We start from the raw sequence: 25562 nt of genomic DNA on the forward strand, positions 1-25562 counted from the left end.
ATTCACATCTTCGGCATTCTTCCTTGTGATCATTCCAGACGATCCGGCATCGATCGCACTGGTGATCTTTGCGACATCCGCCCGAAACTTGAGCAGATGGCTCGCGGCGTCCGTTCGGCTCCATGGCAACTTGTAGCAGAACATTCCACCGGAAGTCGGAGGACACGTTCACCTCCGACCGGCACCGACGCCGGCCGCCGTCCCGGATGGTCCCGAAACCGATCCTCGCCAGTTGCGAGGCAAGCCCGTTCGCGCATACGGTCGTATCCAGTCGTGGGCGTCTGGCCCATGCTCCAATGCCGGACCTGTCCGGCTTCATTCGGAGGGCGCGTTTGCAGAACCGTTCCGGCCATCTTCTCGGCACGACCGTCTACGAGGCGATGCGCGAAGCTCTTCGCAACGGAGAGTATCGCCCCGGCGACCGGCTGCGGGAGGAGGAGATCGCCCAGCGCCTGAACGTCAGCCGCACGCCGGTCCGCGAGGCGCTCGGCCGCCTGCAGGCGCGGCGCCTGGTCGAGAACGCAGGCGGCCGGGGCCTCGTCGTTCGGCAGCTCGAGCTTCGCGACGTGATGGATCTCTACGCGATGCGCGAGATCATCGAGGGCGCCGCGGCTCGGCTTGCGGCCGACCATGCCTCGGAGTTCGAGCTCCAGTCGCTGACGGATCTGAACGAGACATTCGCGCGGCATCTCGACGAGCCGCAGGAGCTGGCCCGCCTCAACCGGCTGTTCCACGAAGGCATCTATCGCGCCGCCCGCAACAGCTATCTCGACCTGACGCTGGGCGAGATCCAGGACGCGATCGGAACGCTGCGCTCCACGACCTTCGCGATCTCGGAGCGGCCCGAATCGGCGGTGGAGGAGCATGCGGGGATCATCGACGCCATCGCACGGCGCGACCAGTCCGACGCCGAGGAGCGGGCCCGCGCCCATATCCGCAACGCATTGCGGGCGCGCCTGCGGCTGCTCCAGGGCACCTGAGGCTCCGAAGCCGGTCCGGCCTGCGTGGCGTTCAGTCCCGCGCGAAGACCTCGCCGCGCGCGACGGCGATCGCTCCGCGTTCGCCCGCCGAGACGCTCAGATCCGTCGGGCCGTCGAACTCGATCGTCTCTCCGTCCTCCGTCGCGGCGACCACGCGCCGCGAATCGGGCCGGTCGAGAACGCGGACGATCCGCGCCGGAATGCCCTGCCCTTCCCCGGTCCAGGACAAGTCGCGAGGACGCGCGAACAGATCCGCCGGCCCGTCCGCCACGCCGGGCGCCGGCCAGCGGAAGGCTCCGACATGGGCCTCTCCGCCCGAGACGGTCGCCGGGAAGCGGTTGGTGTCTCCGAGGAACTCCACGACGAAGCGCGAAGCGGGGCGGCGCGTCACCTCTTCCGGCGTGCCGCGCTGGACGATGCGCCCCTCGTTCAGGATCACGACCTCGTCGGCGAGATCGAGCGCTTCCTCCTGATCGTGCGTAACGAAAAGCGTGGTGATCGGCATCTCCTCGTGAAGCTCGCGCAGCCATCGCCGCAGTCCCCGGCGCACGCCCGCGTCGAGCGCGCCGAAGGGCTCGTCGAGGAGAAGCACGCGCGGATCGACCGCCAGCGCGCGGGCGAGCGCCACGCGCTGGCGCTGGCCGCCGGAGATCTGGTTCGGGAAGCGCCCGCCGAGGCCGTCGAGCTTCACGAGCGAGAGAAGCTCCTCCACCCGCGCCGCGATCTCGGCCTTCGGCCGGGGCCTGCGCGCGCTTTCCATTCCGAAGGCGACGTTCCGGGCGAGCGTCATGTGCGGGAAGAGCGCATAATGCTGGAAGACGAAGCCGACGCCCCGGTCGCGCACGGCGATGTCGGTGGCGTCCTCCTCGCCGAAGAAGATTCGGCCCTGGTCGGGGAATTCGAGGCCGGCGACCATGCGCAGGATCGTCGTCTTGCCCGAGCCGGAGGGGCCGAGCAGGGCCACGAGCCTGCCGGACTCGATCTCGGCCGACACGTCGTGGACGGCGCGGAAGGTCTCGAAGGTCTTGGCGACGTTCTGGAGCTTGATCTTCATCGGGCGAGCCCTCCGGGCGGCAGGATGGTGTCGGCGCTCGCCGCATGCGCGCGCCGCCCCTCGAGCCAGACCTTGGCGACGAGCGTCACGAGGGCGAGGACCGTAAGGATCGAGGCGGCGGCGAAGGCACCGACCGTGTTGTAGTCGTTGTAGAGAAGTTCGATCTGCAGCGGCAGCGTGTTGGTCTGGCCGCGGATGTTGCCCGAGACGACGGACACGGCGCCGAATTCACCCATCACCCGCGCGTTGCAGAGCACGATGCCGTAGAGCAGCGCCCATCTGATGTTGGGCAGCGTGACCGTCATGAAGGTACGCAGGCCGCTGGCGCCGAGCGAGGTGGCGGCCTCCTCCAGATCGCGCCCCTGCGCCTGCATCAGCGGCATCAGCTCGCGCGCGACGAAGGGGGCGGTCACGAACATGGACGCGAGCACGATGCCCGGCAGCGCGAAGAGGATGCGGATTTCCGCGTCCTGCAGCGCCTGCCCGAACAGGCCCTGCAGGCCGTAGACGAAGAGATAGGCGACGCCCGCCACGATCGGCGAGATCGAGAAGGGAATCTCGATCAGGACGATGAGCAGGCGCTTCCCGAAGAAGTCGAACTTCGTCACGGCCCAGGCGGCGGCGACGCCGAAGATGGTGTTCACCGGCACCGCGATCAGCGCGGTGATCACCGTCAGCATGATCGCGTGCCGCGTGTCCGGCGCGGTGATCGTCGCGGCGAAATGGCCGAGGCCCAGCGAGAAGGCCGAGGTGAAGATGACGACGAGCGGCATCAGGACGACGAGGCCGGCCAGCGCGAGCACGACGGCGATGAGGAGGCGGCGGAACAGCCGATCGTCGCCGATGCGCGGCAGGCGGCGGGCGCCGGGTCGCGTGTCCATCAGGCGCCTCCCTTGTAGCGCAGGGCGTAGGCCTGGGCCGCGTTGGTCAACGCCAGCATGACGAAGGCGGCAAGAAGGATCACGGAGGCGATCGCGGCGGCCGCCGCATAATCGTACTCCTCCAGCCGGATATAGGCGAGAAGCGCTGTGATCTCGGTCGAGAAGGGCCGGTTGCCGGCGATGAAGATGACGGCGCCGAACTCGCCGAGCGAGCGTGCGAAGGAAAGCGAGGTTCCGGCGAGCAGCGCCGGGGTCAGCAGCGGCAGGATTACCTTGACGAAGACGCGCCCCTCTCCCGCTCCGAGCGAGAGCGCGGCCTCCTCGAGCGCCGGGTCGAGGTCCTCCAGCACAGGCTGCACCGTGCGCACGACGAAGGGCACGCTCGTGAAGATCATCGCGACCATGATGCCGAGCGGCGTATAGGCGACCGGAATTCCGATCGAGGCGAGCGGCCCGCCCAGCCACCCGTTGGCGGCGAAGAGCGTGGTGAGCGCGATGCCCGCCACCGCCGTCGGCAGCGCGAAGGGCAGGTCGACGATCGCGTCGAGCAGGCGGCGCCCGGGAAAGCGGTATCGGGTCAGCACCCAGGCGAGGGCGAGACCGAAGAACAGGTTGAACACCGTCGCGCCGAGCGCGGCCCCGACCGTGACGCGATAGCTCGCCACCGCCCGTTCGGACGAGACGATCCGCCACCAGCCCTCCGGGCCGAGGCTGGCGGCCTGCCAGACCAGGGCACCGAGCGGCAGCAGCACGATGACGGAGAGATAGATGAGGGTGATGCCGAGGGTGAGCGGCAGCCCCGGCAGGACACGGCGCGACACGGACGGCACCCCTTCCAAAACGACGAGAAGCCGGCCTGACGGCCGGCCTCGCTCAAAGGCGGACAAGAGCCTTTCAGCCTTTTACGGACACACTCTGTTTGGCATTTCGCCGCGCGTCCGCGAGGAGGGGGCGCGATGGTCGTAGCGGGGCTACGGCCGAGCGATCCGACGAAGTGTACGCCCGGCGAAACGCAAACCCGAAGGGCCGGGCGCATTCAGTCCGGCAGAGTGTTTCCGTAAAGGGCTGAAAGCCTCTAAAGCATTTCGGTTCGGAGCGGAACCGCTTCCGCGCCGGACGATGCGCCGAGCGGAACCCGCGCTCAGCGCGAGCCGTAGAGCTGGTCGAGCTTGGCGCCGGAGGCGAAGTGCTCCTCCTGCGCCTGATCCCAGCCGCCGAAGACGTCCTCGACCGTCACGAGGCGCACCTCGGGGAAGCGGTCGGCGAACTCGGCGGCGACCGTCTCGTTGCGCACCCGGTTGCCGTTCTCGGCGAGGATCCGCTGTCCGGTCTCGGAGTAGAGGAACTCCAGATAGGCCGTGGCGAGTTCGGTCGAGCCGCGGCTTTCGGCCACGCGATCGACGACGGCCACCGGGAATTCGGCCAGGAGGCTGACCTCCGGCGTCACGACGTCGAAGCGGTCTTCCCCGAACTCGCGGGCAATTCCGTAAGTCTCGGCCTCGAATGTGATGAGGACGTCGCCGATCTCGCGCTCCACGAAGGTCGTGGTCGCACCGCGCCCGCCCGTGTCGAACACCGGCACGTTGTCGAAGAGCTTGGTGATGAAGGCATCGACCTGCGCCTCGTCGCCGCCGAACGCCTCTTCGGCATAGGCGCGGGCGGCCAGATAGGTGTAGCGCGCATTGCCGGAGGTGCGCGGGTTGGGGAAGACGACCTCGACGTCGTCCCGAACCAGATCGTCCCAGTTCTGGATGTCCTTCGGATTGCCCTCGCGCACCAGGAAGGCGGGCAGCGAATAGTAGGGCGAGGCGTTGTTCGGGAACTCCTCCTGCCAGCCCGGCTCGACGAAGCCGCTCTGTTCGAGGAAGTCCACGTCGGTCACCTGATTGAAGGTCACGACGTCGGCCTGCAGGCCCTCGGCGATGGCGCGCGCCTGCCGCGACGAGCCGGCATGGCTCTGGTCGATCGTGACCGCCGTTCCCGTCTCGGCCTGATAGGCCTCGATGAAGGCGGGATTGATCGCCTCGAACAGTTCGCGGGCGATGTCGTAGGAGGCGTTCAGGATGCTCGTCGGCGCCTGAGCGGACGCCGGAACGGAGACGAGGGCAGCGAGGGCGGTGCCGAGAAGGAACGGGCGCAGCATGTGAAGGAGGAATCCTTGTCGCGGTTGTCCTCGAATATGCCCGGCAGGCATGGGCGAAACGAGGTCCGCCCCACCCGCATCGTCCAGACCCCGAGACGATCATTCCGCAAGCGGGCCTGTTTCGGGAATTTCGTTCCTCACGCCGCGCGGATGGCCTCGATCCGCTCCATCCCGCCGACCTGATCGGCGAAGTCCGGCCAGATGCTCCGGGCGATCTCGGCCCACGCCTCGCGGTCCTCGGGCTCGTGGACCCGCGCGCCGGCCGCCACGGCCTCCTCCATCGACCGCGTCTCGTCCTCCACGATCGCCTCGTCGAAGAAGTGTGCGCCTTCCACGCTCGCCTCGGCCACGGCGTCGCGCTCCTCCTCGCTCAACCCGTTCCAGAAGGCAGCCGAGAAATAGAGGATTCCGGCCGCCCAGATGTGAGCGGTCTCGGTGACCTGCGGCACGACCTCGTAGAGACGGAAGCCGGCATAGGCCGACTTCGTCAGGTCCATGGCATCGACGACACCGGTCTGGAGTGCGTTGTAGGTCTCGGGGATGGGGATCGCGGTCGGCTGCGCGCCATAAGCGCTCCAGAGGCCGGTGTGCAGCGGGCTCTGGATGACGCGGATGCGCAGGCCCTCCAGCTGATCGACGCGCGTCGTCTGCTCCTTGGCGAGAAGATGCCGGGCGCCGTAATTGATGAAGGCCGGCGCGATGAAGCGCTGCGCGACCAGACGCGCGCGCAGGTCCTCGCCCGTTTCTCCGTCCAGCGCCCGGCGCAGATGCGCCGCATCGTCGAAGAGGAAGGGCAGGTCCAGCGCCTGCGTCTCCGGCACCCAGCCCGACAGGGCCGAAAGAGTGGAAAGGCTGGCCTGGATCGAGCCGAGCCGGACGCCCTCCGCGACCTCGCGTTCGCCGCCGAGCGCCGCGTTCGTCACGATCCGGAAGGAGAAGCGGCCCGGCAGGCGCTCCTCCAGCCGCTCGGCGACGTGATGCCAGACCCGCGTCTCCGGCTTGTCCTCGCCCAGAAGCGACGCGGTGGTAACGATTTGCGGCGCCGCCCGCGCGGTGCGGACATAGGGCATGGCGAGACCCGCGAGGGCGAGCGTTCCGAAGGCGCGGCGGGTCAGGTTCGTCATGGGGTTCGTCCTTCAGCGGGCGAGAAAGGCGGCGGAGAGCGAGAGGAGGAGAAGCGCGGCGATCTGCACGGCCAGCAGCGGCATGACCGAGACGAAGACCTTCGAGGGCGAGACGCCCGAAAGCCTCGCCGCGACGAAAACGAGGATTCCGACCGGCGGCGTCAACCCGCCGATGACGAGATTGACGACGAGGATGACGGCGAACTGGATCGGATCGATGCCCGCCGCCGCCGCGACCGGCATGAGGAGAGGGCCGAGCAGGAGAATGCCCGCGCCGACGTCGAGCACGCTGCCGGCGGCGAGCAGGACGAGATTGGCGATGAGGAGGACGGCGAGCGCGCTGTCGAAGCCGGAGAAGAGATCGCGGACGAGGCCGGGAAGCCCGTCGACGGCCAGAAGGAAGACGAAGGGCGCGGCGGTGGCGACGAGGAGCCCGACGGCGGCGGTCTCCGCGCCGGTCCGCGCGAAAACCTGCCCGACCGCGCGCAGGTCGCGCGTCGCGACGAGCGTCGCAACCAGCGCGTAGAGCGCTGCGAGCGCGGCCGCCTCCGTCGTCGTCACGATGCCGAAGCGCAGGCCGAGGAGGATGACGAGGATGAGCCCGAGAACCGGCAAGGCGCCGCCGAGCGCCGCCAGCCTCTCGGACCGGCTCGCGCGCGGCAGCCTCGCGCCGGGCGCGGCGGACCAGCGAAGCCCGATCGCCATCGCGGCCGCCAGGACGAGGGCAGCGACAAGGCCGCCGACGAAGAGCCGGCCGACGGACAGGTCCGTCGCGGTGGCCAGCAGCAGAAGCGCGATCGAGGGCGGCGCGACGTTCGGCAGGATGGCGGTCGCAGCGACGATCGCCGCGGCGCGCTCCGGCGTTTCGCCGTGCCTGACCAGCGCCGGCGCCAGCACCTTGGCGCCGAAGGCCGCGTCCGCGATGGACGAGCCCGAGATGCCGGAGATCATCATGTTGGTGCCGAGCACGGTCTGCGCCATGCCGCCGCGCCGGTGGCCGACGGCCGCTCGCGCCAGCGCCACGAGGCGATGGGCGAGCCCGCCCGCCGTCATCAGCGCGCCGGCCAGGAGGAAGAACGGGATCGCCAGAAGCAGGAACCGCCCGAGGCTCGAGACCGTCGTCTGCACGATGGCGGGCTCCGGCAGCAGGCCGCCGAAGGGCAGAGACAAGGCGACGCCCGAGATCATGGCGTGCGGCAGCGGCGCGCCGAGGAGGAGGACGCAGAAGGCGATCGCGGCCGCCACGAGGCTCGGATGGGAAAGCGGCTCGAAGGCGAGCCGCGTGGAGACGAGATAGAGCGCGGTCCCCAGGACGAGACCGAGAACGGCGCGTGCCCCCTGCCCTTCTCCGAACCCCTTCAGGAGCCCCAGCGCAAGCGTCGCGCCCGCCCCGGCGAGCACGGGCCAGAACCGCCAGCTTTCGGGGAGCGCGAGGGTCGGCGAAACGCCGCCGATCGTCTCCAGCACCGCCCGGCCGCCGAACAGGAGAACGAGCACCGCATGGGCGACGATGGCGTCGGCCAGAATGTCGAGAGCGGCCTTGCCCCGGGCACCGAGGAGGGCGGAAACGAGATCGAGGCGCAGGGAGAGAACGCTGGAAGAGGCGAGCGGCAGGCCGAGAAAGACCAGGCCCGCGAAAAGCCAGAGCGCCGCCTCGTCCGCCCCGAAGATGGACGCGCCGAACAGATAGCGCGCGCCGACCGAGACGAGCACGGTGGCAAAAAGCGCCGCCAGAACGAGCCCGCAGAGGACCGAGCAGGCGCGCTCCAGCGCGGCGGCGAGCCGGGAGGCGAGGACCGGGCCTCGCCCGTCGCGGGGCGGCGCGTCGCTCACCGCGCCGGTTGCCACCACGCGTGGAAGTGATGAACCGGCCCGCGCCCCGAACCGACCTTCAGCTCGTCGGCCCGCCGCAGGGCCTCGGTGAGATAGTCCTTCGATGCGCGCACCGCCTCGGGCATCGTGTCGCCGAGCGCGAGCCGCGCGGTGATGGCGGCGGCCAGCGTGCAGCCGGTGCCGTGATCGTGCGTCGTGGCGATGCGCGGACCGTCGAAACGGTGCATCGCCTCGCCGTCGAAGAGAAGATCGACGGCCTCGCCGGTCTTCAGATGTCCGCCCTTCATCAGGACGGCGCGCGCGCCGAGGCCCATGATGGCCTCCGCCTGCCGGCGCATTCCCGTTTCGTCCTCGACCAGCGGTGTGCCGGTCAGGAGCGCCGCCTCGGGCAGGTTCGGCGTCACGAGGTCGGCGAGCGGCACCAGCTCGTTCCGCAGCGCGGCGACGGCCTCCTCGGCCAACAGCCGGTCGCCGGAGGTCGCCACCATCACCGGATCGAGGACGATCGGCTGATGAAGGCCTTCCAGGCAGCCGGCGATGGCGCCCACGATCTCGGCATTGGCGGCCATGCCGATCTTGATCGCATCGACGTCGAGGTCACCGAGCACGGCCCGGATCTGCCCGGTCACGATGGCGGGCGACAGGATCTCGACGGCGGAGACGCCGCGCGTGTTCTGCGCGGTGATCGCCGTCAATGCGCTGGCGCCGAAGACGCCGAGCGCCGAGAAGGCCTTGAGGTCGGCCTGGATGCCGGCGCCGCCGCCCGAATCCGAACCGGCGATGGTGAGGGCGATGGCGGTCATCGATGGTCCTTGGTCAGTGCGGCGTCCACGGCCAGCCGGAAGCGCCCGGCGGCGTCGCGCGGGTCGTCCGCCTTGAAGATGGCCGAGATCGCCGCGACGCCGGCAGCGCCGGCCGAGACGACCGCCGGCACACGTTCCAGCGTGATACCCGCGATGGCGCCGACGGGCATGTCAGCCCGCATGCGCCGCGTCAGCTTGATCAGGTGCGACAGGCCCTCCAGCCCGACGGGCGGGTCGGGATTGTCCTTCGACAGCGTCTCGAACACCCCGCCGACGCAGGCATAGTCGATCGGCGCACCGGCGGCGCGGGCGGCGTCCGCCTCGTTCTTCACCGTCGCGCCGATGATGGCGTCAGGCCCCAGAAGACGGCGCGCGGTCTCCGCGTCCATGTCTTCGCGACCGAGATGCACACCCGCCGCACCCGCCGCGAGCGCCACGTCCACGCGGTCGTTGACGACGAAGGGGACGCCGCTGTCCTTCAGCCTCGCCCGGATCGCGAAGGCGGTCTCGATCATGTCGCGCGTCGAGCCGGTCTTGTCGCGATATTGGATCAGCGTCGCGCCGCCCTCGGCGGCAAGGCGCGCCAGATTCGGCAGATCGCCCCCCGCGAGCACCCCCGCGTCGACGATGGCGTTCAGCCGGTAATCAACCTGCGGCATCGCGGACCCTCCCCGTCTTGCGACATCGCCCGGCGTGACGTTGCCGATGGCATCGAGAAGCGCGACGGCGAAGCTGCCCGGCCCCCGCGCGGTCTCGGCCGCGATCTCGGCGCAGACGCCGTAGACGGCGAGCGCGGCCGCCGCACTCTCCAGCCGCCCCTCGCCGACGACGAGGAAGCTCGCGACGAAGGCACCCGCGAGGCAGCCGGTCCCCGTCACCTTCGCCATGGTCGGATGGCCGTTCGCGACCTCGATCGACCTCGCGTCGAGAACGAGGCCGTCCACCGCGCCCGTCGTCACGCGCACGGTGCCGGCGGGCGCCTCGCCGATCACCGCCATCTCCGCGGCATTGCCCCGCACGACGGACGGTCCGAGGGCCAGAAGGCTTCGGGCGAAGTCGAGCCGCAGCGAAGAGACCTCGCAATGGACCGGATCGAGCGCCCAAGGGCGGCCGGTCGGAGAGAACGCGTCGAGCGCCAGCGCGATCGCCTCGCGGCGCGCCGGATCCAGCGTGCCGAGATTGACGAGGAGCGCGTCCGCCTTCGCGGCGAACTCGGCGACCTCGTCGTGGCTCTGCGTCATGGACGGGATGGCGCCCAGCGCCGTCAGGCCATCGGCGGTGAACTTCTGCACGACGGAATTGGTCAGGCAATGGATCCGCGGGCGCCGCTCGCGGACGCGTGTCAGCAGATCGCCCGCAAGGGAGACGAGAGCGATCAACGGACTTCAACGGCGATGTCGTCGACCGAAGGCGCCGCGTCGATCAGGCCGCTTTCCGCCATGAAGGCGCCGAAGCGCTCGTAGCGGCCCCGGTCGAGCGCGGCGGGGCGCTTGGCGAAGCGCGGCAGCGTATCGAACCAGGCCTGCCGGTTCAGCTCGTCGTCGAGATCGGGATAGGCCTGCGTGTAGAGCGCGAAGGCCTCCTCCGGATGGTTGGTCAAATAGAGCGTCGCGCGCTCGATGGCGGCGAGGAAGCGCGGCAGGCGGTCGTCCCCGATCAGGTCCTCGTGGGTGACGTAGATCAGCTCGTCATAGGCCGGCACGCCGTGCTCCTCCACGAAGAAGGCACGCCCCTCCCCGCCCGCGAGACGGATCTGCGTCAGCTCGAAATTGCGGTAGGAGCCGACCGTCGCGTCCACCTGTCCGGTCATCAGGGAGGTGGTCAGCGCGAAATTGACGTTGATCATCTCGACGTCGTCGCGGCCGAGGCCGACCGAGCCCAGCATGCGCAGGAGAAGGCCGTCCTCGAAGCCGGCCACCGAATAGCCGATACGCTTGCCCCTGAGGTCGGCGAGATCCTGAACCGGCCCGTCCTTGAGCACCGTCACCGTGTTCAGCGGCGTCTCCACCAGCGTGCCGAACCATTTCAGCGGCAGGGCAGACTGATGGTCGAGATAGAGGTTCGGCTGGTAGTGGACCGCGACGTCCGCCTGCCTGGCGGCCACGAGCCGCGGCGGCGCGGACGGGTCCGTCGGCGGGATCAGCGTCACCTCCAGCCCCTCCTCCTCGAAGTAGCCGAGCTGATCGGCGACGACGAGCGGCGCATGGTCCGGGTTCACGAACCATTCGAGGAGGACGGTCAGCTCGTCGGTCTCCTGCGCGGCGGCCGGCGCGGCGAAGAGAAGCGTCGTTGCGAGAAGGAGATGGCGCAGCATGGCGGACCTTTCGGGACGGGACATGACGATCAACCCTCCTTCGCCCAGGGGACGAGGAGGTCGGCGAGCTGATCGACGGCAAAGCGCAGGGCGAGCGTCAGGACGGCGAGGATGATGATGACGGCGAAGAGGACGTCGGTCTGGACCCGCGCATTCGCCTGCAGCATGACGAAGCCGAGACCGGCGGACGCGCCCACCCATTCGCCGATGACCGCGCCGAGCGGGGCGACGGGCGCGGCGACCCGCAGGCCCGAGACGAGGCCGGGAAGGCCCAGCGGAACGCGGATGCGCCAGAGCACGCGCCAGCGCGAGGCGCCGAGCAGCTCGGCCGATTCCAGGATTTCCTTCTCGGTCCGCCGCAGCCCGTCGGCGAAGGCGGAGGCGACCGGGAAGAAGATGATGAGCGCGGCCATCACGACCTTCGAGGCCATGCCGAAGCCGAACCAGAGGACGAGGAGCGGCGCGACCGCGAAGACCGGCAGCGCCTGGATGACGAGGATCACCGGCCAGGCGAACTGCATCGCGCCCGGTATTGCGGCGACGGCGAGCGCGATGGCGATGCCCGCCGCCGATCCGAGGAGAAGGCCGAGAACGATCTCGGCGAGCGTCACGCCGGCATGGCCGAGGAAATAGTCGTGGCGCGCGACGAGTGTCTCGAAGACCGTGACGGGCGCCGGCAGGATGAAGGGGGGCGGCGCGAAGACGGACACCCAGAGCTGCCAGAGGGCCAGCACGGTGCCGAAGCCGACCACGACGCTGAGAACGACCTGAAGGGGCTTCGACCGGCGAGGCCCACGGCGACGCGCGCGATGGCCGGGCCGCGCGCTCGGTGCGTCGGAAACCGGCGCGAAGCCGCTTCTGTGGCTGGACGAGATGCTCAACTTGGCCCGTTCCTACGCCGGCATGACCCGGATCAGGTTCAAGGGTTCGGCCAGAAGCCATCTCAGCACCCCTTCCGCGAACGGAAGAGAGGCGCACCCCTCGGATGCAGCGGATCATTGGAGGTGCGGAGCGGGCCTGTCAACAGCCCGCCGGCGGGCGGCTCAGGGCCGGAAGGTCGCCATCCGCCAGCCGAACCAGAGGAAGACGGTGCCGGTCATTCCTTTGAGCCCCCGCAGGAAACGTTGGCTGCGCATCAGCGTGCCCGTCCGGTTCAGGAGAAGGACGATGGCGGAGAACCAGAGGATGTTCGCCAGGGCATGGATCGTCGTCAGCGCGTAGCCGACCTCCGCGATGCCGGCACCCGAGCCCGCGAACTGCGGGAAGACGGAGAGGTAGAAGAGCGCGACCTTGGGGTTCAGGGCGTTGGTGACGAAGCCTTCCAGGGCGGCGGTGCCGAGCCCTCGGCGCCGCACCGGTGCGGGGGCCGCGGGCTTGAGCCCGCCTCGCCACGCCTCGAACAGCGCCTTGAGGCCGATATAGAAGAGATAGCCCGCGCCCAGCATCTTCACCACGAAGAAGGCCTCGGCCGATCGGAGGAGGATCGCCGACAGGCCGAAGATCGCGAGCGTCGAGTGAAGATAGAAGGCGGCGGCGAAGCCGGCGATGTTGGCGAAGCCGGCCGCGCGCCCGGAGACCGGAACGGTCTTCAGGATGAGGACGCCGTTCGGTCCCGGCGTCATCACGAAGAGCATGGCGACGATGGCGAAGCTTCCCAACGTGGCGAAGGTCATCCTTTCACTCCTCCGGCCGGGTGCGCGCTCAGTCCAGCGCGCGAAGCACGTCCCGCAGCGTGTCGACGATCTCCCCGACCTGGGACTCGGAGATCATCAGCGGCGGCGACAGCGCGATGATGTCGCCCGTCGTGCGGATGAGCAGCCCGCGCTCATAGGCGTCGAGGAAGGCGGAGAAGGCACGCTTGGTCGGATGGCCGGCGATCGGCGACAGTTCGACGGCGCCGATCAGCCCGACCGTGCGGATGTCGGTGACATGCGGCTCGCCCTTCAGCGTGTGCAGCGCGTCGGCGAAGATCGGCGTCATCGCCTTGGCGCGCTCGAACAAGCCCTCTTCGGCATAGGTGTCCAGCGTCGCGAGCCCGGCGGCCGCCGCGATCGGATTGCCCGAATAAGTGTAGCCGTGCGCGAACTCGATGAGGTTCTCCGGGCCGTTCATGAAGGCGTCGTGGATCTCGCCGCGCACGAAGACCGCGCCCATCGGGATCACGCCGTTGGTCAGGCCCTTGGCGGTGGTCATCAGGTCGGGCACGACGCCGAAGCGGTCGGCGGCGAAGGGCTCGCCGAGCCGGCCGAAGCCGGTGATGACCTCGTCGAAGATGAGCAGGATGCCGTGCGCGTCGCAATGCTCGCGCAGGCGCTTGAGATAGCCGGCGGGCGGCGGCAGCACGCCGGTGGAGCCGGCGACGGGCTCGACGATCACGGCCGCGATGGTGGAGGGGTCGTGCAGCTGCGCGATGCGCAGGAGGTCGTCGGCCAGTTCCGCCCCGTGCTCCGGCTCCTCGCGCGAATAGGGATTGCGGGCCGGGTCGTGCGTGTGCCGCATGTGGTCGACGCCGGTCAGGAGGGTGCCGAACATCTTGCGGTTGCCGACGATGCCGCCGACCGAGATTCCGCCGAAATTGACGCCGTGATAGCCGCGCTCGCGCCCGATCAGGCGGAAGCGCGAGCCGTCGCCCCGCGCACGGTGATAGGCGAGCGCGATCTTGAGCGCGGTCTCGACCGATTCCGAGCCCGAATTGGTGAAGAAGACGTGGTCGAGCGGCGACGGCGCGAGCGCGGACAGGCGCGAGGCCAGATCGAAGGCCTTCGGATGGCCCATCTGGAAGGCGGGCGCATAGTCGAGCTCGCCGGCCTGCCTGGCGATCGCCTCGGTGATCTTCGGCCGGCAGTGACCGGCGTTCACGCACCAGAGGCCCGCGGTGCCGTCCAGCACCTGGCGACCGTCGGCGGTGGTGTAGTGCATGTCCTTCGCACCGACGAAGAGGCGCGGATCCTTCTTGAACTGCCGGTTCGCGCTGAAGGGCATCCAGAAGGCGTCGAGATTGTTCGGCGCGACCACTCCGCCTGTCGTGGGCCTCGACATCTCGTTCATCGCGTCTCTCCTGAAAAGGGCCGCGCCGAAGGGGCGCGACCCACGCTAGAGGGATGCGAGCGAGGCGGTCAAGCGGTCGTGATCAGCGACGCCGCCTCTTCGCACTGTCATTGCCATCCTGACCCGGAGGCGTCTCTCGGCTGATCGCTCCGGCCTTCTTGCGCGAGGGGGCACCGCCTTCGTCGCCGAGATCGGTCAGCCCGGGCACCTCGCCGTGGCTGGTCGCCGCGATCGCGGGCTCGACGGGCTCGGAAACCGTCTCCTCGACCGGCTTGAGCGCCGCCTGTCCGGCGCCATCCTCCAGGGCCACGATCTCGCGGGCCTGGACCCAGTGGCTATCCTGCCGACCCTCGGGTCGCCCTTCGGCTTCCCAGAGTTCGTGCGCCTTGCGGCGGATCTTCTCTTCGTCGTCCATCGGGTCTCTCCGGTCAGAAGATGAGGGCCAGAAGCCCGATCACGACGAGGAGACCGATCACGAAGATCACTCCGATCGTGCTGGCGAGAAATCGAAACATGCGGACCCTTTCATTCGGCGCAACCCGCGGCCGAGCGACCGCGTCGTCATGGGTGGCCTGAACTAGGGGTCCGGGGTCCGCTGTCGATGCCGAGCTCCGTTCCCGGCTCCGCAACCGCGTCGGGGGCGACGGCCGCCGTCACGGGCAGTCCCTTCGCCCGCTCGCGCCAGAGGATGAACAGGCCGGAGGCGACGATCATGCCGGCTCCGAGAAAGAGCGGGACGGTGGGGCGGTCCCCGAAGAAGAGGACGCCGTAGAAGATCGCCCAGACGATCAGCGTGTACTGGAACGGCACGACCACGGAGGCTTCGGCCACGGCGAGCGAGCGGTTCACGCAGACATGGCCGGCCATCGAGACGAGACCGAGGAGGCAGAGCGCCGCGAGCCCGCCCGCATCCGGCGTCGTCCAGGCGAAGGGCGCCAGAACGAGGCCGAGCAGAAGGGTCGAGACGATCTGCCAGACGATCAGGGTCGTGCCGCTCGCCCCGGAGAGCCGCCGCGTCAGCACGACCATCAGGGCGAAGGCGAAGCTTCCCGCGATCGCGATCATCGACCCCGTGGCGTCCACGGAAAGGCTGGGGCCAAGCGCGACCACGACGCCGAGAAAGCCGAAGACAACGGCCGACAGGCGACGCCAGCCGACCCGTTCGCCGAGGAACAGAACCGACAGCGCCACGACGTAGATCGGCGCGGCCAGATAGAAGGTCATCACCTCCGCCAGCGGCAGGTAGTAGAGGGCGGCGTAGAACAGCGCGATCTCGGCGGCCGAGAGCGCGCCGCGCAGGACATGGAGCGCCGGCCGCTCGGGCGTCAGGACCGCCCGCCCCTCCTTCAGGACGAAGGGCAGGAGGACGAGAAGGGCGGCGACGGAGCGCACGAGGATCATCTGCCCGACGGAGAAGGTCGCGATCAGCCATTTGGCCATCGCGTCGTTGGCCGCGAAGAGCGCGATGCCGACGAGCATGAAGGCGATGCCGGCGGTGGTCCCGGTGTAGGTCGAAAGCCGGCGCACGATGCTCCGTCTCCTGGTGGTCGAGGCGCGACGCGGCCTCCCAAACCCCGTAGCACCGTCCCGGCCATCACAGGAATGGCGGGGATCGCGCCCCGAACCGGCGAAACCCGCTGCGCCGGTATTTTCGCAGGGTGCGGCGCCCGCGCCCTCTCTTCGCCTGCTTTGCGGTGCTAAGCCCCTTGGGACCTCACCGCCGAAGGACTGTCAGCGAAGATGGACGCATGGTTGATCTGGGCCGAGGAGCTCATCCGCACCCACGCGATGTGGTCCATCCCGATCGTCGGCATCATCGCCTTCGGTGAATCGCTGGCGGTCGTCGGCCTGCTGATCCCCGCGACGGCCATCCTGCTCCTGATCGGGACGCTGATCGGGGCGGGCATCCTCGACCCGATCCCGGTCCTCGTCGCGACCATCATCGGCGCGGTGCTCGGCGACGCGGTGTCCTACTATCTCGGCCGGTATTTCGGCCCGACGATCGTCCAGCGCTGGCCGCTGAACAAGCATCGCCGCTCGGTGGCGCGCGCGCGCCTGTTCTTCCGGCGCTTCGGCGTGATCTCGGTGTTCCTCGGCCGCTTCTTCGGCCCGGTCCGCTCCACCGTCCCGCTCGTCGGCGGCATCGTGCAGATGGGGCACACCAAGTTCCAGGTCGCCAACGTGGCCTCGGCCATGGTCTGGGCACCGCTCATGCTGGCGCCCGGCTATCTCACCGCGCAGGGCGTCGGCGAAATGGGGCCGATGTCCGAAACCCACTGGATCGGGCTCTTCGTCGTCGTCACGGTCGCGAGCGTCGCGCTCGGGCTCTACGGGATCCGGAAGATGGCGTCCGCCTCGCAGGCGACGGCGCGCCGCCGGCCCGCGGCCTGACGCAAGTTCGGCGCAAGGCCGGACGGAACGGTTCCCCGGTTCTCGCGTTCACGATCCTGTCAGGAACAGGAGCCGTCGCTTTGAACATCTTCTACATCATCGGCGTGATCGTCGTCATCGTCTTCATCCTGAGCTTCCTGGGTCTGACCTGATCCACGGCAGGCATCGCCGGTCGCTCCGGCGGGTGTTTCGAACGAAAGGCCTTGCGCTTGCGCGCAGGGCCTTTTCTTTTACGCGCGATTCGCGAGCGGGAGGGAGCGCATGACGGACAGGACAGTCGAACGAGGATCGCGCGTCGCGCTGGTGACCGGCGGTGGCGCGGGCCTCGGGCGGGCCTTCGCCGAGGCGCTGGCGCGCGACGGGTTCAGCCTCGTCATCGCGGGACGCCGACCCGAGCCGCTCGAGGCCGCCGCGCGCGAGATCGGCGAGGCGCACGGAGTCACGGTGCGGGCGGTCCCGGCCGACGTCTCCGACGAGGCGGCGGTCGCCCGTCTCTTCTCCGTCGTCGAGACGGAGTTCGGGCGCCTCGACGTCCTCGTCAACAATGCCGGCATCTTCACGACGCCTCGCCCGATCGAGGACATCCCGCTCGCCGAATGGCAGAGCGCCCTCGACATCAACATCACCAGCGCCTTCCTCTGCACGCAGGCCGCTATCCGCCTGATGAAGCGGCAGAGCCCGCGCGGCGGACGCATCATCAACAACGGTTCGATCTCGGCGACGACGCCGCGTCCGCATTCGGCGACCTATGCCGCGACCAAGCACGCCATGTCCGGCCTGACCAAGGCCACGGCGCTCGACGGGCGCGAGTTCGACATCGCCTGCGGCCAGATCGACATCGGCAACGCGGCGAGCGACATGACGGTCGGCATCTCGCACGGCTCGCTGCAGCCGGACGGCTCGATCAAGCCCGAGCCGACGATGGATCCGCGCCATGCGGCCGACGCGGTCGCCTACATGGCGAGCCTTCCGCTGGACGCCAACGTCCTGTTCCTCACCGTGATGGCAACGCGGATGCCCTTCCTCGGGCGCGGCTGACGCTGCGTCCGCCTTCAGCGGGAGGCGAGGATCGAGACGCCCTTCACCTGCGCGACGACGCGCTCCCCTTCGCGAAGGGCGAGCGCGGTCAGCGAGCGGCGGGAGATGCGGGCGAGAAACGGCGCGTCCGGCCCGCGCCCGAGCGACAGGCGCAGCAGCGCCTCCGCTTCGCCGAGCGGTTCGATGGCGGCGATGGTGACGGGCAGCGCGTTGAGAATGCTCGTCCCCTGCCCCGCCTCCCGCGCGATCGAAACATCGCCGGCCGCGACCCGGACCCTGACCGACCGACCCTTTCCACATCCCGACGAGACGACCAGAAGCTCGGCGCCCTCGACCTCGACCACCGCGATCCCGTCCGGGTCGATCCGTGACACACGCCCCGGCAGGACGCAGGCGAGATCGCGGCGGGCCAGGAGCGGCGATCCGCTCTGCGCCAGCACGGCGTTGAGCGGACCGCTCGCGGCGACGCGGCCGCCGGCGAGGATCACGAGATGATCTGCAAGGCGTTCGACCTCCGACAGATCGTGGGTGACGTAGAGGATCGGGATCGAGAGCTCGGCGTGGAGCGCCTCGAAATAGGGAAGGATCTCGTCCTTGGAGATGCGGTCGAGCGCCGAGAGCGGCTCGTCCATCAGCATCAGGCGCGGCTGGGACAGAAGCGCCCGCCCGATGGCGACGCGCTGGCGCTCGCCGCCCGACAGATGCGCCGGATCGCGATCCACGAGCCGCTCCAGCCCCAGAAGCGCGACGACGTCGTCGAAGCGGATGCGGACCGGCTCGGCCGTGCGCCGCGCGCCGTAGCTCAGATTGTCCCGCACCGAGAGATGCGGAAACAGGCTCGCCTCCTGGAAGACGTAGCCGACCGGACGGCGATGGGTCGGCACGAAACGCCCCTCCCCCTGCCAGATCGCGTCGCCGATCCGGACATGGCCCGGCAGCCGGCTCAGTCCGGCCACGGCGCGAAGCACGCTGGTCTTGCCGCAGCCGGACGGCCCGAACAGCGCCGTGATGCCGCGCATGGGCGCTTCGAACGCGACATCGAGCGTGAAGCTGCCGAGCCGGCCCGCCAGCGCAATTTTCATGGCGTCGGTCAAAAGGCGCGCCGCCCCGAACGGCGGGCGAGAAGCGACACGGCGAGAATGACCGTGAAGGAGAAGGCGAGCATGCCGCCCGATAGGATATGCGCCTCGCGCCAGCGCAACGTCTCGACGAAGTCGTAGACAGCGATGGAGAGAACCCTGGTTTCGCCCGGAATGTTGCCGCCGATCATCAGGATCACGCCGAACTCCCCCACCGTGTGGGCGAAGGAGAGCACGGCGCCCGTCAGGAAGCCGGGGATCGCCAGCGGCACCGCGATGCTGCGGAACCGGTCCCAGGGCGAGGCGCGCAGCGTCGCCGCCACCTCGAAGGGGCGCGGGCCGATCGCCTCGAAGGCGTTGCGGATCGGCTGGACGACGAAGGGTAAGGACGAGACGACGGAGCCCACGAGCAGGCCCTCGAAGGTGAAGGCGAAGGTGCGCAGGCCGAAGAAGGGCCCGAACCAGCCGCCGAGGCCACCCGGCCCGAGCGCGACGAGAATGTAGAAGCCGAGGACGGTCGGCGGCAGCACCAGAGGCAGGGCGACGAGCGTCGCGACCACCTCCCGCGCCCGCGAGTTCGTCCAGGCGAGCCACCAGGCGAGCGGGGTGCCGACCACCATCAGGATGATCGAGGTGAGGGCGGCGAGCTGAATCGTCAGCCGGATCGGCGACCAGAGTTCGGGCGACAGGAGATGCGTCCTTGCGCGGATGATGGGAGGCGGGGCGCGGGCGATCCTCCTTCTATCGCGTCAGTCGGCGAGCGCGTAGCCGTAGCGCTCGATGATCGCCCGCGCCTCCGGCCCGCGAAGGAATTCGAGTAACGCGACGGCGGCCGGGTTCTCCGCCGCCCTCTCCAGGAGCACGGCGTCCTGGCGGATCGGCCGGTAGAGTTCCTGCGGCACGATCCAGCGCGAGCCGGTCTCCCTCGAGGCCACCTGCCCCAGCGCCACGAAGCCGAGTTCGGCGTTGCCCGTCTCGACGAACTGGAAGGCCTGCCCGATGTTCTGACCCTGCACGATCCTGCGCTGGAGATCGTCATAGACGCCGAGCGCCCGCATGGCCTCGACGGCCGCCGCGCCGTAGGGCGCGGTCTCCGGATTGGCGATCGCGACCTGCCGAAAGTCGCCGGTCTCCAGCGTCTCCGGCCCCGTCACGTCACCGCTCTGCGCCGAGTAGAGGACGAGCTGGCCGATCGCGTAGGTGAAGACCGATCCTTCGACGCCGTAGCCTTCGTCCACCGCGAGGGAGGGACGGATATCGTCGGCGGAGAGCAGGACGTCGAAGGGCGCGCCCTGCGTGATCTGGGTGTAGAGCTGCCCGCTCGCGCCGAAGGACAGCACCGCCTCGTGCTCGCTGCCCTCGGCGAAGGCGGCCGCGATCTCGTTGGCCGCCTCGAGGAAGTTCGCCGCGACCGCGACGTTGGCCGTCTCGGCCTGCGCACCTGCCGGCAGAAGAAGGGCGAGAGCCGCTAGAGCGATTGGAAGACGCATGCGAGGCTCCGTTATGTCCATACGAACATAACGGTAGGTCGCGCGCGCGCTTCGGGCAAGCGATATCTCCGGTTGGACATATCGTCTGCCCTCTCGTTCGTCAGAACCGATAGCTGACGTTCACCTTGAAGGAGCGTCCGGGCTCCGAGTAGTACGCGTCCGGCTGCGAGCGGGAGAGCGGCACCGAGACGGCGTCGTAATAGGTCTCGTCGAAGACGTTGAAGACGCCGCCGGCGATCTTGAGGCCGGGAAGACCTTCCGGTTCGACCCAGGCCGTGAGATCGACGACGCCGTAGCTCGGGGCCTCGAAGCCGTTTCCGCTCACCTTGTCGCGCTTGGCCGCCAGCTTGGCCGAGATCTCCGCACCCCAATGCTCCCGGTCGTAGGCGAGGCCGAGGATCGCGGTCAGCGGCGAGACCGAGTTCAGCCAGACGTCGCGGGTCCGGTTGCGCCCCTCGGCATAGGCGAGCGACCCGCGGGCGGTCCAGAAATCGGCGAAGCGGACATGGCCGCCCAGCTCGACGCCCGAGATGCGGGCGTCCGGCACGTTCTCCAGCGAGGAGATTCCGCCCAGCGGATACTCGCCGCCCGGCCGGGCGATCTGCACCACCTCGACGAAGTTCTCGTAAGCCGTGTGGAAGAGCGTGACATGCGCGCCGAAGGTCTCGCGCTCCAGCCGCAGGCCGACGTCGAACCCGTCGCTGAGCTCGGGATCGAGCTCGGGATTGCCGATGCGCAGATAGGTGCCCGGTCCGCCGAACTGCGCGTAGAGCTCGCCCGCGGTCGGCGCACGGAAGCCTCGCGTGTACTGCGCGAAGACGGTCAGGTCCGGCACGAGATCGTATTCGACCAGGAGCTTGGGCGAGAAGGCGTCGTTCGACGAGGACGGCGGCAGCCCCCGGAAGCTCGGATTGCGGCTGAACTCGGCCGTCAGTTCCGGCTCCTCTTCGTACCAGTCGTAGCGAAGACCGGGCGTGATGCGGAACCGGCCGTCCATCAGGCCGAACTCGTTCTCCGCGAAGATGCCGAAGGCGGCGCCGTCCACCTTCGGCGCGTCCGCCTGGTTGGTGTGGAGCATGCGGCAGGCGAAGATGCGGGGGCTGCAATTGTCGTAGCCGGCCGAATACTGCTCCGTCGTCGCGCGGCGCAGCTCCGTGCCGATGGTGAAGCGGTTGGCCAGAGCCCCCAGCTGCCATTCGCGCGCGGCGTGGCCGATGAAGCCGACGGTTTCCTCCTTCAGAGAATTGTCCCGCCCGAACGGCCCGAAGGGCGGCGAGGAGCGCAACGCGTCGACGGTCGAGGAGCGGTCGAGATCCTGCCAGTAGAGAGACGCCGCGACCTCGTCGACGAGGCCCGTTCCCCTCTCGGGCGCATCGTACTCGTAGCTCAGGCTGACGCGGCGACGCTCGACCTCCTCGCCCGAGCGGTGGTCGCCCGCGCGGTACGTCCCCCTCTCGGTCTGCGTGGTGAGGGTCTCCATGTCCTCGTTGCGGCGGAAGATCTCGCCCGTGAGCCCGAGCCGATGACCTTCGCCGAACGCCTGATAGATCTTGCCGAGAACATTGTACTGATCATAGTCGCGCGGGTTCGGCTCGCTGCGCGTCGGGCCGATGCCGCCGACCGTGCCCTGGTTGGCGAGCGCGCGGCCGTCCCGGTAGCCGCCCTGCAGAAGCATCGACGTGTCGCCGAACCGCATCGCGACCGCGCCGGACGTGAACCAGCTCCGGTCCGCCGAATCGTAGCCGTTGCGCGTGAAGATGCCGATCGGCCGCCCGCCGAGAAGAAGGTCCTCCGGCTCCAGCGTGCGCAGGGCGAGAACGCCGCCGAGCGCGCCCGAGCCGAGCGTCGGGTCGGCGCCGCGCGTCAGATGGACGGCCGACAGCGTGTTGAAGTCGAAGCTGTCGACGCCGCCGCTGGCTCCCCGCGTGGCGTCGGCCAGATAGGGCACGCGAACACCGTCGATGGTCGTCAGAACGCGGGACCCGTCGAGGCCGCGCACGTTCACGGAACGGTTGGCGCGGTTGAAGGTGACGCCCGCCTCCTCGCGGCGGCCGAGATCGTCGATGGAGTCGATCGAGCGGTTCTCCAGCACCGGACGCGTCGTCGTCGAGGTCGTCGCGGTACCGGCGAAGCTCCCCGTCCCGCTCTGCTCGCCCCGCGCCTGCACGATGACGGGCCGGAGATGAACGGCACCTTCGGACGGTGCGGCGGTTTGGGCCAATGCGCCTCCGGTCATCGTTGCCAGGGCGGTGCTCGCGACCGCGAAGCGCTTGAAATGTCGATGGACCATGGACCGTCTCGCTCGGACGAAGCGCAGGCCGACTTCTACAGCGCTTCCAAATTATTCTGGTGAAGAGGCGTCAGTCCGATTATTCCGCGACGAAATAAGAGTCAAACACTATGAAGTAGAATCAAAATTAGAACGCGTTCAATCTGGAATAAGTCCAATCTTGATCCGTTCTAAAGTGCGGTAGATGCTTCGATCTTTCGGATCGATTACTTGACCGCGCGCCGGGTCTGTGGATTGAAGAGAGGCATCCGCAGATGGAGCTCACAGCCATGAACCGCCTGACCGCCATGCTCCTCGCACTGGGTCTCGCGCTGTCGCCCTTCGCCGCCCAGGCGCAGACCGCGCCCCAGCGCATCGTTTCCATCGGCGGCGCAGTGACCGAGATCCTCTACACGCTCGGCGTCGAGGACCGGATCGTCGGGGTCGATTCGACCAGCGTGTTCCCGCCGCGCGCCCTGCAGGAAAAGGAGAATGTCGGCTATCTGCGCCAGCTCTCGGCCGAGGGCGTGCTCGCGCTCTCGCCCGACCTCATCATCATGGACGAGGGCGCCGGACCGCCGGAGACCGTCGCTCTGATCGATGCGGCCGGCGTGCCCGTCCGCCATGTCCCGACCGGCCACACGATCCCGGAGCTGCTGGAGAAGGTGTCCCTCGTCTCGGACGCCGCAGGCTGCGCCGAGGCGGGCGAAGCCATGGCGAGCCGGCTCGCGCAGGAGTTCGCCGCGCTCGAACGCGACCTTGCGGCCGTCGGTGAGAAGCGCCGCGTCCTCTTCGTCTATTCGCTCGTGGACGGCCGTCCGAACGCGGCGGGCCGCGACACCGGGGCGCACGCTATCATCGATCTGGCCGGGGCCGAGAACGTCTTCGCGGAGGTCTCCGGCTACAAGGCCCTGTCCCTGGAGGCCGCCGCCGCTCTCGCGCCCGAGACGATCCTCCTGATCGACCGGCCCGGCCAGGAGACGATCGATCCGCTCTCGGTCCCCGCTCTCGCCGCGACGCCGGCCGGGCAGTCCGGCTCGGTCATCCGCATGGATGCGTCCTATCTCCTCGGCTTCGGACCGAGAACGCCCGCGGCCGCGCGCGACCTCGCGCGCCAGCTCTACCCCGATCTCGACCTTTCGGGTGGCGCCCTTGTCCGTTGAGGCGCTGAGGGCTCCGGCCGGGCGGATGGAAGGCGACCGCAGCGCTCTGGCGAGGGCCGTCATTGCCGGGCTCGCGGGTCTCGTCCTTCTCGCACTCGTTCTCGGCCTCGCGACGGGACCTTCGATGATGGCCCCCTCCGACGTCCTCGCGATCCTTCTGGCGGGGCCGAACGCGGAAGGCGTCCCGCTCGCGGACCGGGTCATCGTCTGGCACATCCGCCTGCCGCGCGTCCTTCTCGGCGCGCTCGTCGGCGCCTCGCTCGCCTGCGTCGGCGCGATGATGCAGGGGCTCTTCCGCAATCCCCTTGCCGATCCCGGCCTCGTCGGCGTCTCGGCGGGCGCCGCGCTCGCCGCCGTCTCGGTCATCGTCCTGTCGGGGTCGATCCTCGCTCCCCTCGCCGGGCTTCTGGGCGTCTACACGCTGCCCGTCGCGTCCTTCTTCGGCGGGCTCGCCGCGACGATCCTCATCTACCGGATCGGAACGCGCGCCGGGCGCTCCTCCGTGGCCTTGATGCTGCTGGCCGGCATCGCGCTCGGCGCGATGGCGGGGGCCTGCACCGGCTTCCTCGTCTACCTGTCCGACGACACGCAACTGCGCGACCTGACCTTCTGGAGCCTCGGCGGCCTTTCGGGCGCGAGCTGGACCAAGCTCGCCGCGAGCGCGCCCATGATGCTCGCCGCTCTCGCTCTTTCCCCTCTCGTGGCGCGCGGTCTGAACGGCATCGTGCTCGGCGAGGCGGAGGCCTATCACCTCGGCATCCGGGTCCAGGCGCTGAAGCGCGCGACCATCTTCCTGGTGGCGCTCGCCACCGGCGCGGCGGTCGCGGTGGCGGGGCCGATCGGCTTCGTGGGCATCGTCGCCCCGCACCTTCTGCGCCTCGCCATCGGGCCGGACCACCGCACGCTCCTGCCCGCCTCCGCTCTTTTCGGCGCGATCCTGCTCGTCGTGTCCGACATGGCGGCGCGCACGCTGGTGGCGCCGGCCGAGCTGCCGATCGGCATCCTGACGGCCGCCATCGGCGCGCCGGTCTTCCTGTGGATTCTCATGCGCCGCCGCGGCCTGTGGTCGGTCTGACATGATCGATGCCCGCGACCTTTCCCTCGCCTATGGCGGGCGCACCGTCCTCGACCGCGTGTCGATCGCGATCCGGCCGGGGCAGCTTACCGTCCTCGCCGGACCGAACGGCGCCGGAAAATCCTCGCTCCTGAAGGCCCTGACGGGCGAGGTCGAACCTGCCGCCGGCGCGGCTTTCATGGACGGACGCGACCTGCGGCAGTTCCATCCCGCGCGCCTGTCGCGGCGGCGCGCCGTGCTGCCCCAGTCCTCGCAGCTCGCCTTCCCCTTCACCGTCGCGGAAATCGTGCGCCTCGGTCTGGAGGCCGGCGGCCATCGCCAGCGTCCGGAAGCGGTTCGCTCCGCTCTGGCGCGGGTCGGCCTCGCCGGCTTCGGCGGCCGCTCCTATGGCGAGCTTTCGGGCGGCGAGCAGAGCCGTGTGCATCTCGCCCGCGTGCTCGCGCAGGCCGGCGCGCCTGTCGAGGCGGGGGAGCCGCGCTACCTCTTCCTAGACGAGCCCGTGTCCAGCCTCGACATCCGCCATCAGGTCGAGGTGCTGGCGATCGCCCGCGACTTCGCCCTCGGCGGCGGGGGCGTCGTCGCCGTCCTCCACGATCTCAACCTCGCCAGCGGCTTCGCGGACCGGCTCGTGGTCCTTTCGAACGGGCGTATCGCGGCCGACGGGACGCCGCGCCAAGTGCTGACGGACGCGCTGATGGAAGAGGTCTTCGGCGTGAAGCTGCGGATCGGTGCCGTTCCGCCGGCTGACATTCCCTTCGTCCTGACGCAGACCCTGCGAGGTCCGCCGACGCCCGCCGTCCCGGCGGCGGCCCGCTTAGCCGCGACCGGTTAATAAGGTCTCCAGATCGTCATGAAACAGGAACGTTGACCCGCGGCC

The 25562-nt window shown here is 69.4% G+C and carries 25 protein-coding genes and 1 riboswitch; of the genes, 6 read left to right on the forward strand and 19 right to left on the reverse strand.

Translation table 11 applies throughout. The annotated features are described in order from the left end of the window. Positions 1 to 332 precede the first annotated feature (332 nt). Entirely contained in the window at positions 333 to 980 is a 648-nt protein-coding gene (locus AC6R2M_RS13615) for a GntR family transcriptional regulator (protein ID WP_500483004.1), read from the forward strand. A 31-nt stretch (positions 981 to 1011) separates the two neighbouring features. On the opposite strand, the gene AC6R2M_RS13620 is transcribed toward AC6R2M_RS13615, so the two are convergent. From AC6R2M_RS13620 to AC6R2M_RS13690, 15 genes are all read right to left on the reverse strand, one after another. Further along, positions 1012 to 2034: a sulfate/molybdate ABC transporter ATP-binding protein gene (locus tag AC6R2M_RS13620; RefSeq protein ID WP_500483006.1), complete on the reverse strand. Its 1023-nt coding sequence runs from the start codon at positions 2032 to 2034 to the stop codon at positions 1012 to 1014. After that, positions 2031 to 2915 (reverse strand): sulfate ABC transporter permease subunit CysW, encoded by an 885-nt coding sequence (gene cysW, locus AC6R2M_RS13625; protein WP_500483008.1) that lies wholly within the window; start codon positions 2913 to 2915, stop codon positions 2031 to 2033. The genes AC6R2M_RS13620 and cysW overlap by 4 nt, the downstream gene beginning before the upstream one ends. Then, positions 2915 to 3736: a sulfate ABC transporter permease subunit CysT gene (gene cysT / locus AC6R2M_RS13630; RefSeq protein WP_500483010.1), complete on the reverse strand. Its 822-nt coding sequence runs from the start codon at positions 3734 to 3736 to the stop codon at positions 2915 to 2917. The genes cysW and cysT overlap by 1 nt, the downstream gene beginning before the upstream one ends. 320 nt (positions 3737 to 4056) lie before the next feature. Continuing rightward, positions 4057 to 5058 (reverse strand): sulfate ABC transporter substrate-binding protein, encoded by a 1002-nt coding sequence (locus AC6R2M_RS13635; protein WP_500483012.1) that lies wholly within the window; start codon positions 5056 to 5058, stop codon positions 4057 to 4059. A 137-nt stretch (positions 5059 to 5195) separates the two neighbouring features. Beyond that, entirely contained in the window at positions 5196 to 6182 is a 987-nt protein-coding gene (locus tag AC6R2M_RS13640) for a TRAP transporter substrate-binding protein (RefSeq protein ID WP_500483014.1), read from the reverse strand. A 12-nt stretch (positions 6183 to 6194) separates the two neighbouring features. Next, positions 6195 to 8015, reverse strand: a complete 1821-nt coding sequence (locus AC6R2M_RS13645; RefSeq protein ID WP_500483016.1) for a TRAP transporter large permease subunit — start codon at positions 8013 to 8015, stop codon at positions 6195 to 6197. Next, positions 8012 to 8818, reverse strand: a complete 807-nt coding sequence (gene thiD, locus AC6R2M_RS13650; protein ID WP_500483017.1) for a bifunctional hydroxymethylpyrimidine kinase/phosphomethylpyrimidine kinase — start codon at positions 8816 to 8818, stop codon at positions 8012 to 8014. The genes AC6R2M_RS13645 and thiD overlap by 4 nt, the downstream gene beginning before the upstream one ends. After that, complete coding sequence (gene thiE, locus AC6R2M_RS13655) at positions 8815 to 10197, reverse strand: thiamine phosphate synthase (RefSeq protein WP_500483018.1); 1383 nt, start codon at positions 10195 to 10197, stop codon at positions 8815 to 8817. The genes thiD and thiE overlap by 4 nt, the downstream gene beginning before the upstream one ends. Next, a complete protein-coding gene (locus AC6R2M_RS13660; RefSeq protein WP_500483019.1) occupies positions 10194 to 11132 on the reverse strand; it encodes an ABC transporter substrate-binding protein in 939 nt (312 codons plus the stop codon). The genes thiE and AC6R2M_RS13660 overlap by 4 nt, the downstream gene beginning before the upstream one ends. 29 nt (positions 11133 to 11161) lie before the next feature. Then, complete coding sequence (locus tag AC6R2M_RS13665) at positions 11162 to 11884, reverse strand: ABC transporter permease (protein WP_500483020.1); 723 nt, start codon at positions 11882 to 11884, stop codon at positions 11162 to 11164. A 121-nt stretch (positions 11885 to 12005) separates the two neighbouring features. After that, positions 12006 to 12124: riboswitch (TPP riboswitch) on the reverse strand. Between the two features lie 51 nt (positions 12125 to 12175). Further along, positions 12176 to 12805, reverse strand: coding sequence for a LysE family translocator (locus AC6R2M_RS13670; RefSeq protein ID WP_500483021.1), 630 nt, complete (start codon positions 12803 to 12805; stop codon positions 12176 to 12178). A 28-nt stretch (positions 12806 to 12833) separates the two neighbouring features. After that, a complete protein-coding gene (gene aptA, locus AC6R2M_RS13675; protein ID WP_500487598.1) occupies positions 12834 to 14171 on the reverse strand; it encodes an omega-aminotransferase AptA in 1338 nt (445 codons plus the stop codon). A gap of 91 nt (positions 14172 to 14262) precedes the next feature. Further along, positions 14263 to 14595 (reverse strand): DUF2934 domain-containing protein, encoded by a 333-nt coding sequence (locus AC6R2M_RS13680; protein WP_500483022.1) that lies wholly within the window; start codon positions 14593 to 14595, stop codon positions 14263 to 14265. Positions 14596 to 14608: 13 nt separating this feature from the next. Next, positions 14609 to 14695 carry a small membrane protein YohP gene (locus AC6R2M_RS13685; RefSeq protein ID WP_500487599.1) on the reverse strand — a complete coding sequence of 29 codons (87 nt, stop codon included), beginning with the start codon at positions 14693 to 14695 and terminating at the stop codon, positions 14609 to 14611. A gap of 46 nt (positions 14696 to 14741) precedes the next feature. Beyond that, positions 14742 to 15707 (reverse strand): DMT family transporter, encoded by a 966-nt coding sequence (locus tag AC6R2M_RS13690; RefSeq protein ID WP_500483023.1) that lies wholly within the window; start codon positions 15705 to 15707, stop codon positions 14742 to 14744. 213 nt (positions 15708 to 15920) lie between these two features. On the opposite strand from AC6R2M_RS13690, the gene AC6R2M_RS13695 reads away from it, so the two are divergent. Continuing rightward, on the forward strand, positions 15921 to 16571 hold the full coding sequence (locus tag AC6R2M_RS13695) for a DedA family protein (protein WP_500483024.1): 651 nt from the start codon (positions 15921 to 15923) through the stop codon (positions 16569 to 16571). 261 nt (positions 16572 to 16832) lie between these two features. Continuing rightward, on the forward strand, positions 16833 to 17609 hold the full coding sequence (locus AC6R2M_RS13700; RefSeq protein WP_500483026.1) for an SDR family oxidoreductase: 777 nt from the start codon (positions 16833 to 16835) through the stop codon (positions 17607 to 17609). 14 nt (positions 17610 to 17623) lie between these two features. Here the strand turns inward: AC6R2M_RS13700 and modC are convergent, their stop codons facing one another. The 4 genes from modC to AC6R2M_RS13720 form a co-directional block, all read right to left on the reverse strand. After that, on the reverse strand, positions 17624 to 18691 hold the full coding sequence (modC, locus tag AC6R2M_RS13705; protein ID WP_500483027.1) for a molybdenum ABC transporter ATP-binding protein: 1068 nt from the start codon (positions 18689 to 18691) through the stop codon (positions 17624 to 17626). A gap of 8 nt (positions 18692 to 18699) precedes the next feature. Further along, the gene (gene modB / locus AC6R2M_RS13710; protein ID WP_500487601.1) at positions 18700 to 19377 is read right to left on the reverse strand and encodes a molybdate ABC transporter permease subunit; all 678 of its coding nucleotides are present in this window, start codon (positions 19375 to 19377) and stop codon (positions 18700 to 18702) included. Between the two features lie 60 nt (positions 19378 to 19437). Next, a complete protein-coding gene (gene modA / locus AC6R2M_RS13715) occupies positions 19438 to 20178 on the reverse strand; it encodes a molybdate ABC transporter substrate-binding protein (RefSeq protein ID WP_500483029.1) in 741 nt (246 codons plus the stop codon). Positions 20179 to 20278: 100 nt separating this feature from the next. Beyond that, positions 20279 to 22468, reverse strand: coding sequence for a TonB-dependent hemoglobin/transferrin/lactoferrin family receptor (locus AC6R2M_RS13720; RefSeq protein ID WP_500483031.1), 2190 nt, complete (start codon positions 22466 to 22468; stop codon positions 20279 to 20281). A gap of 269 nt (positions 22469 to 22737) precedes the next feature. On the opposite strand from AC6R2M_RS13720, the gene AC6R2M_RS13725 reads away from it, so the two are divergent. From AC6R2M_RS13725 to AC6R2M_RS13735, 3 genes are read left to right on the forward strand one after another with little or no spacing between them, the layout of a single operon-like run. Continuing rightward, positions 22738 to 23610 carry a heme/hemin ABC transporter substrate-binding protein gene (locus tag AC6R2M_RS13725; RefSeq protein ID WP_500483033.1) on the forward strand — a complete coding sequence of 291 codons (873 nt, stop codon included), beginning with the start codon at positions 22738 to 22740 and terminating at the stop codon, positions 23608 to 23610. Positions 23611 to 23635: 25 nt separating this feature from the next. Then, a complete protein-coding gene (locus tag AC6R2M_RS13730; RefSeq protein ID WP_500487602.1) occupies positions 23636 to 24685 on the forward strand; it encodes a FecCD family ABC transporter permease in 1050 nt (349 codons plus the stop codon). 1 nt (position 24686) lies between these two features. Continuing rightward, on the forward strand, positions 24687 to 25517 hold the full coding sequence (locus AC6R2M_RS13735) for a heme ABC transporter ATP-binding protein (RefSeq protein ID WP_500483035.1): 831 nt from the start codon (positions 24687 to 24689) through the stop codon (positions 25515 to 25517). Positions 25518 to 25562: the final 45 nt, after the last annotated feature.

Source organism: Aureimonas sp. CAS, assembly GCF_059838215.1.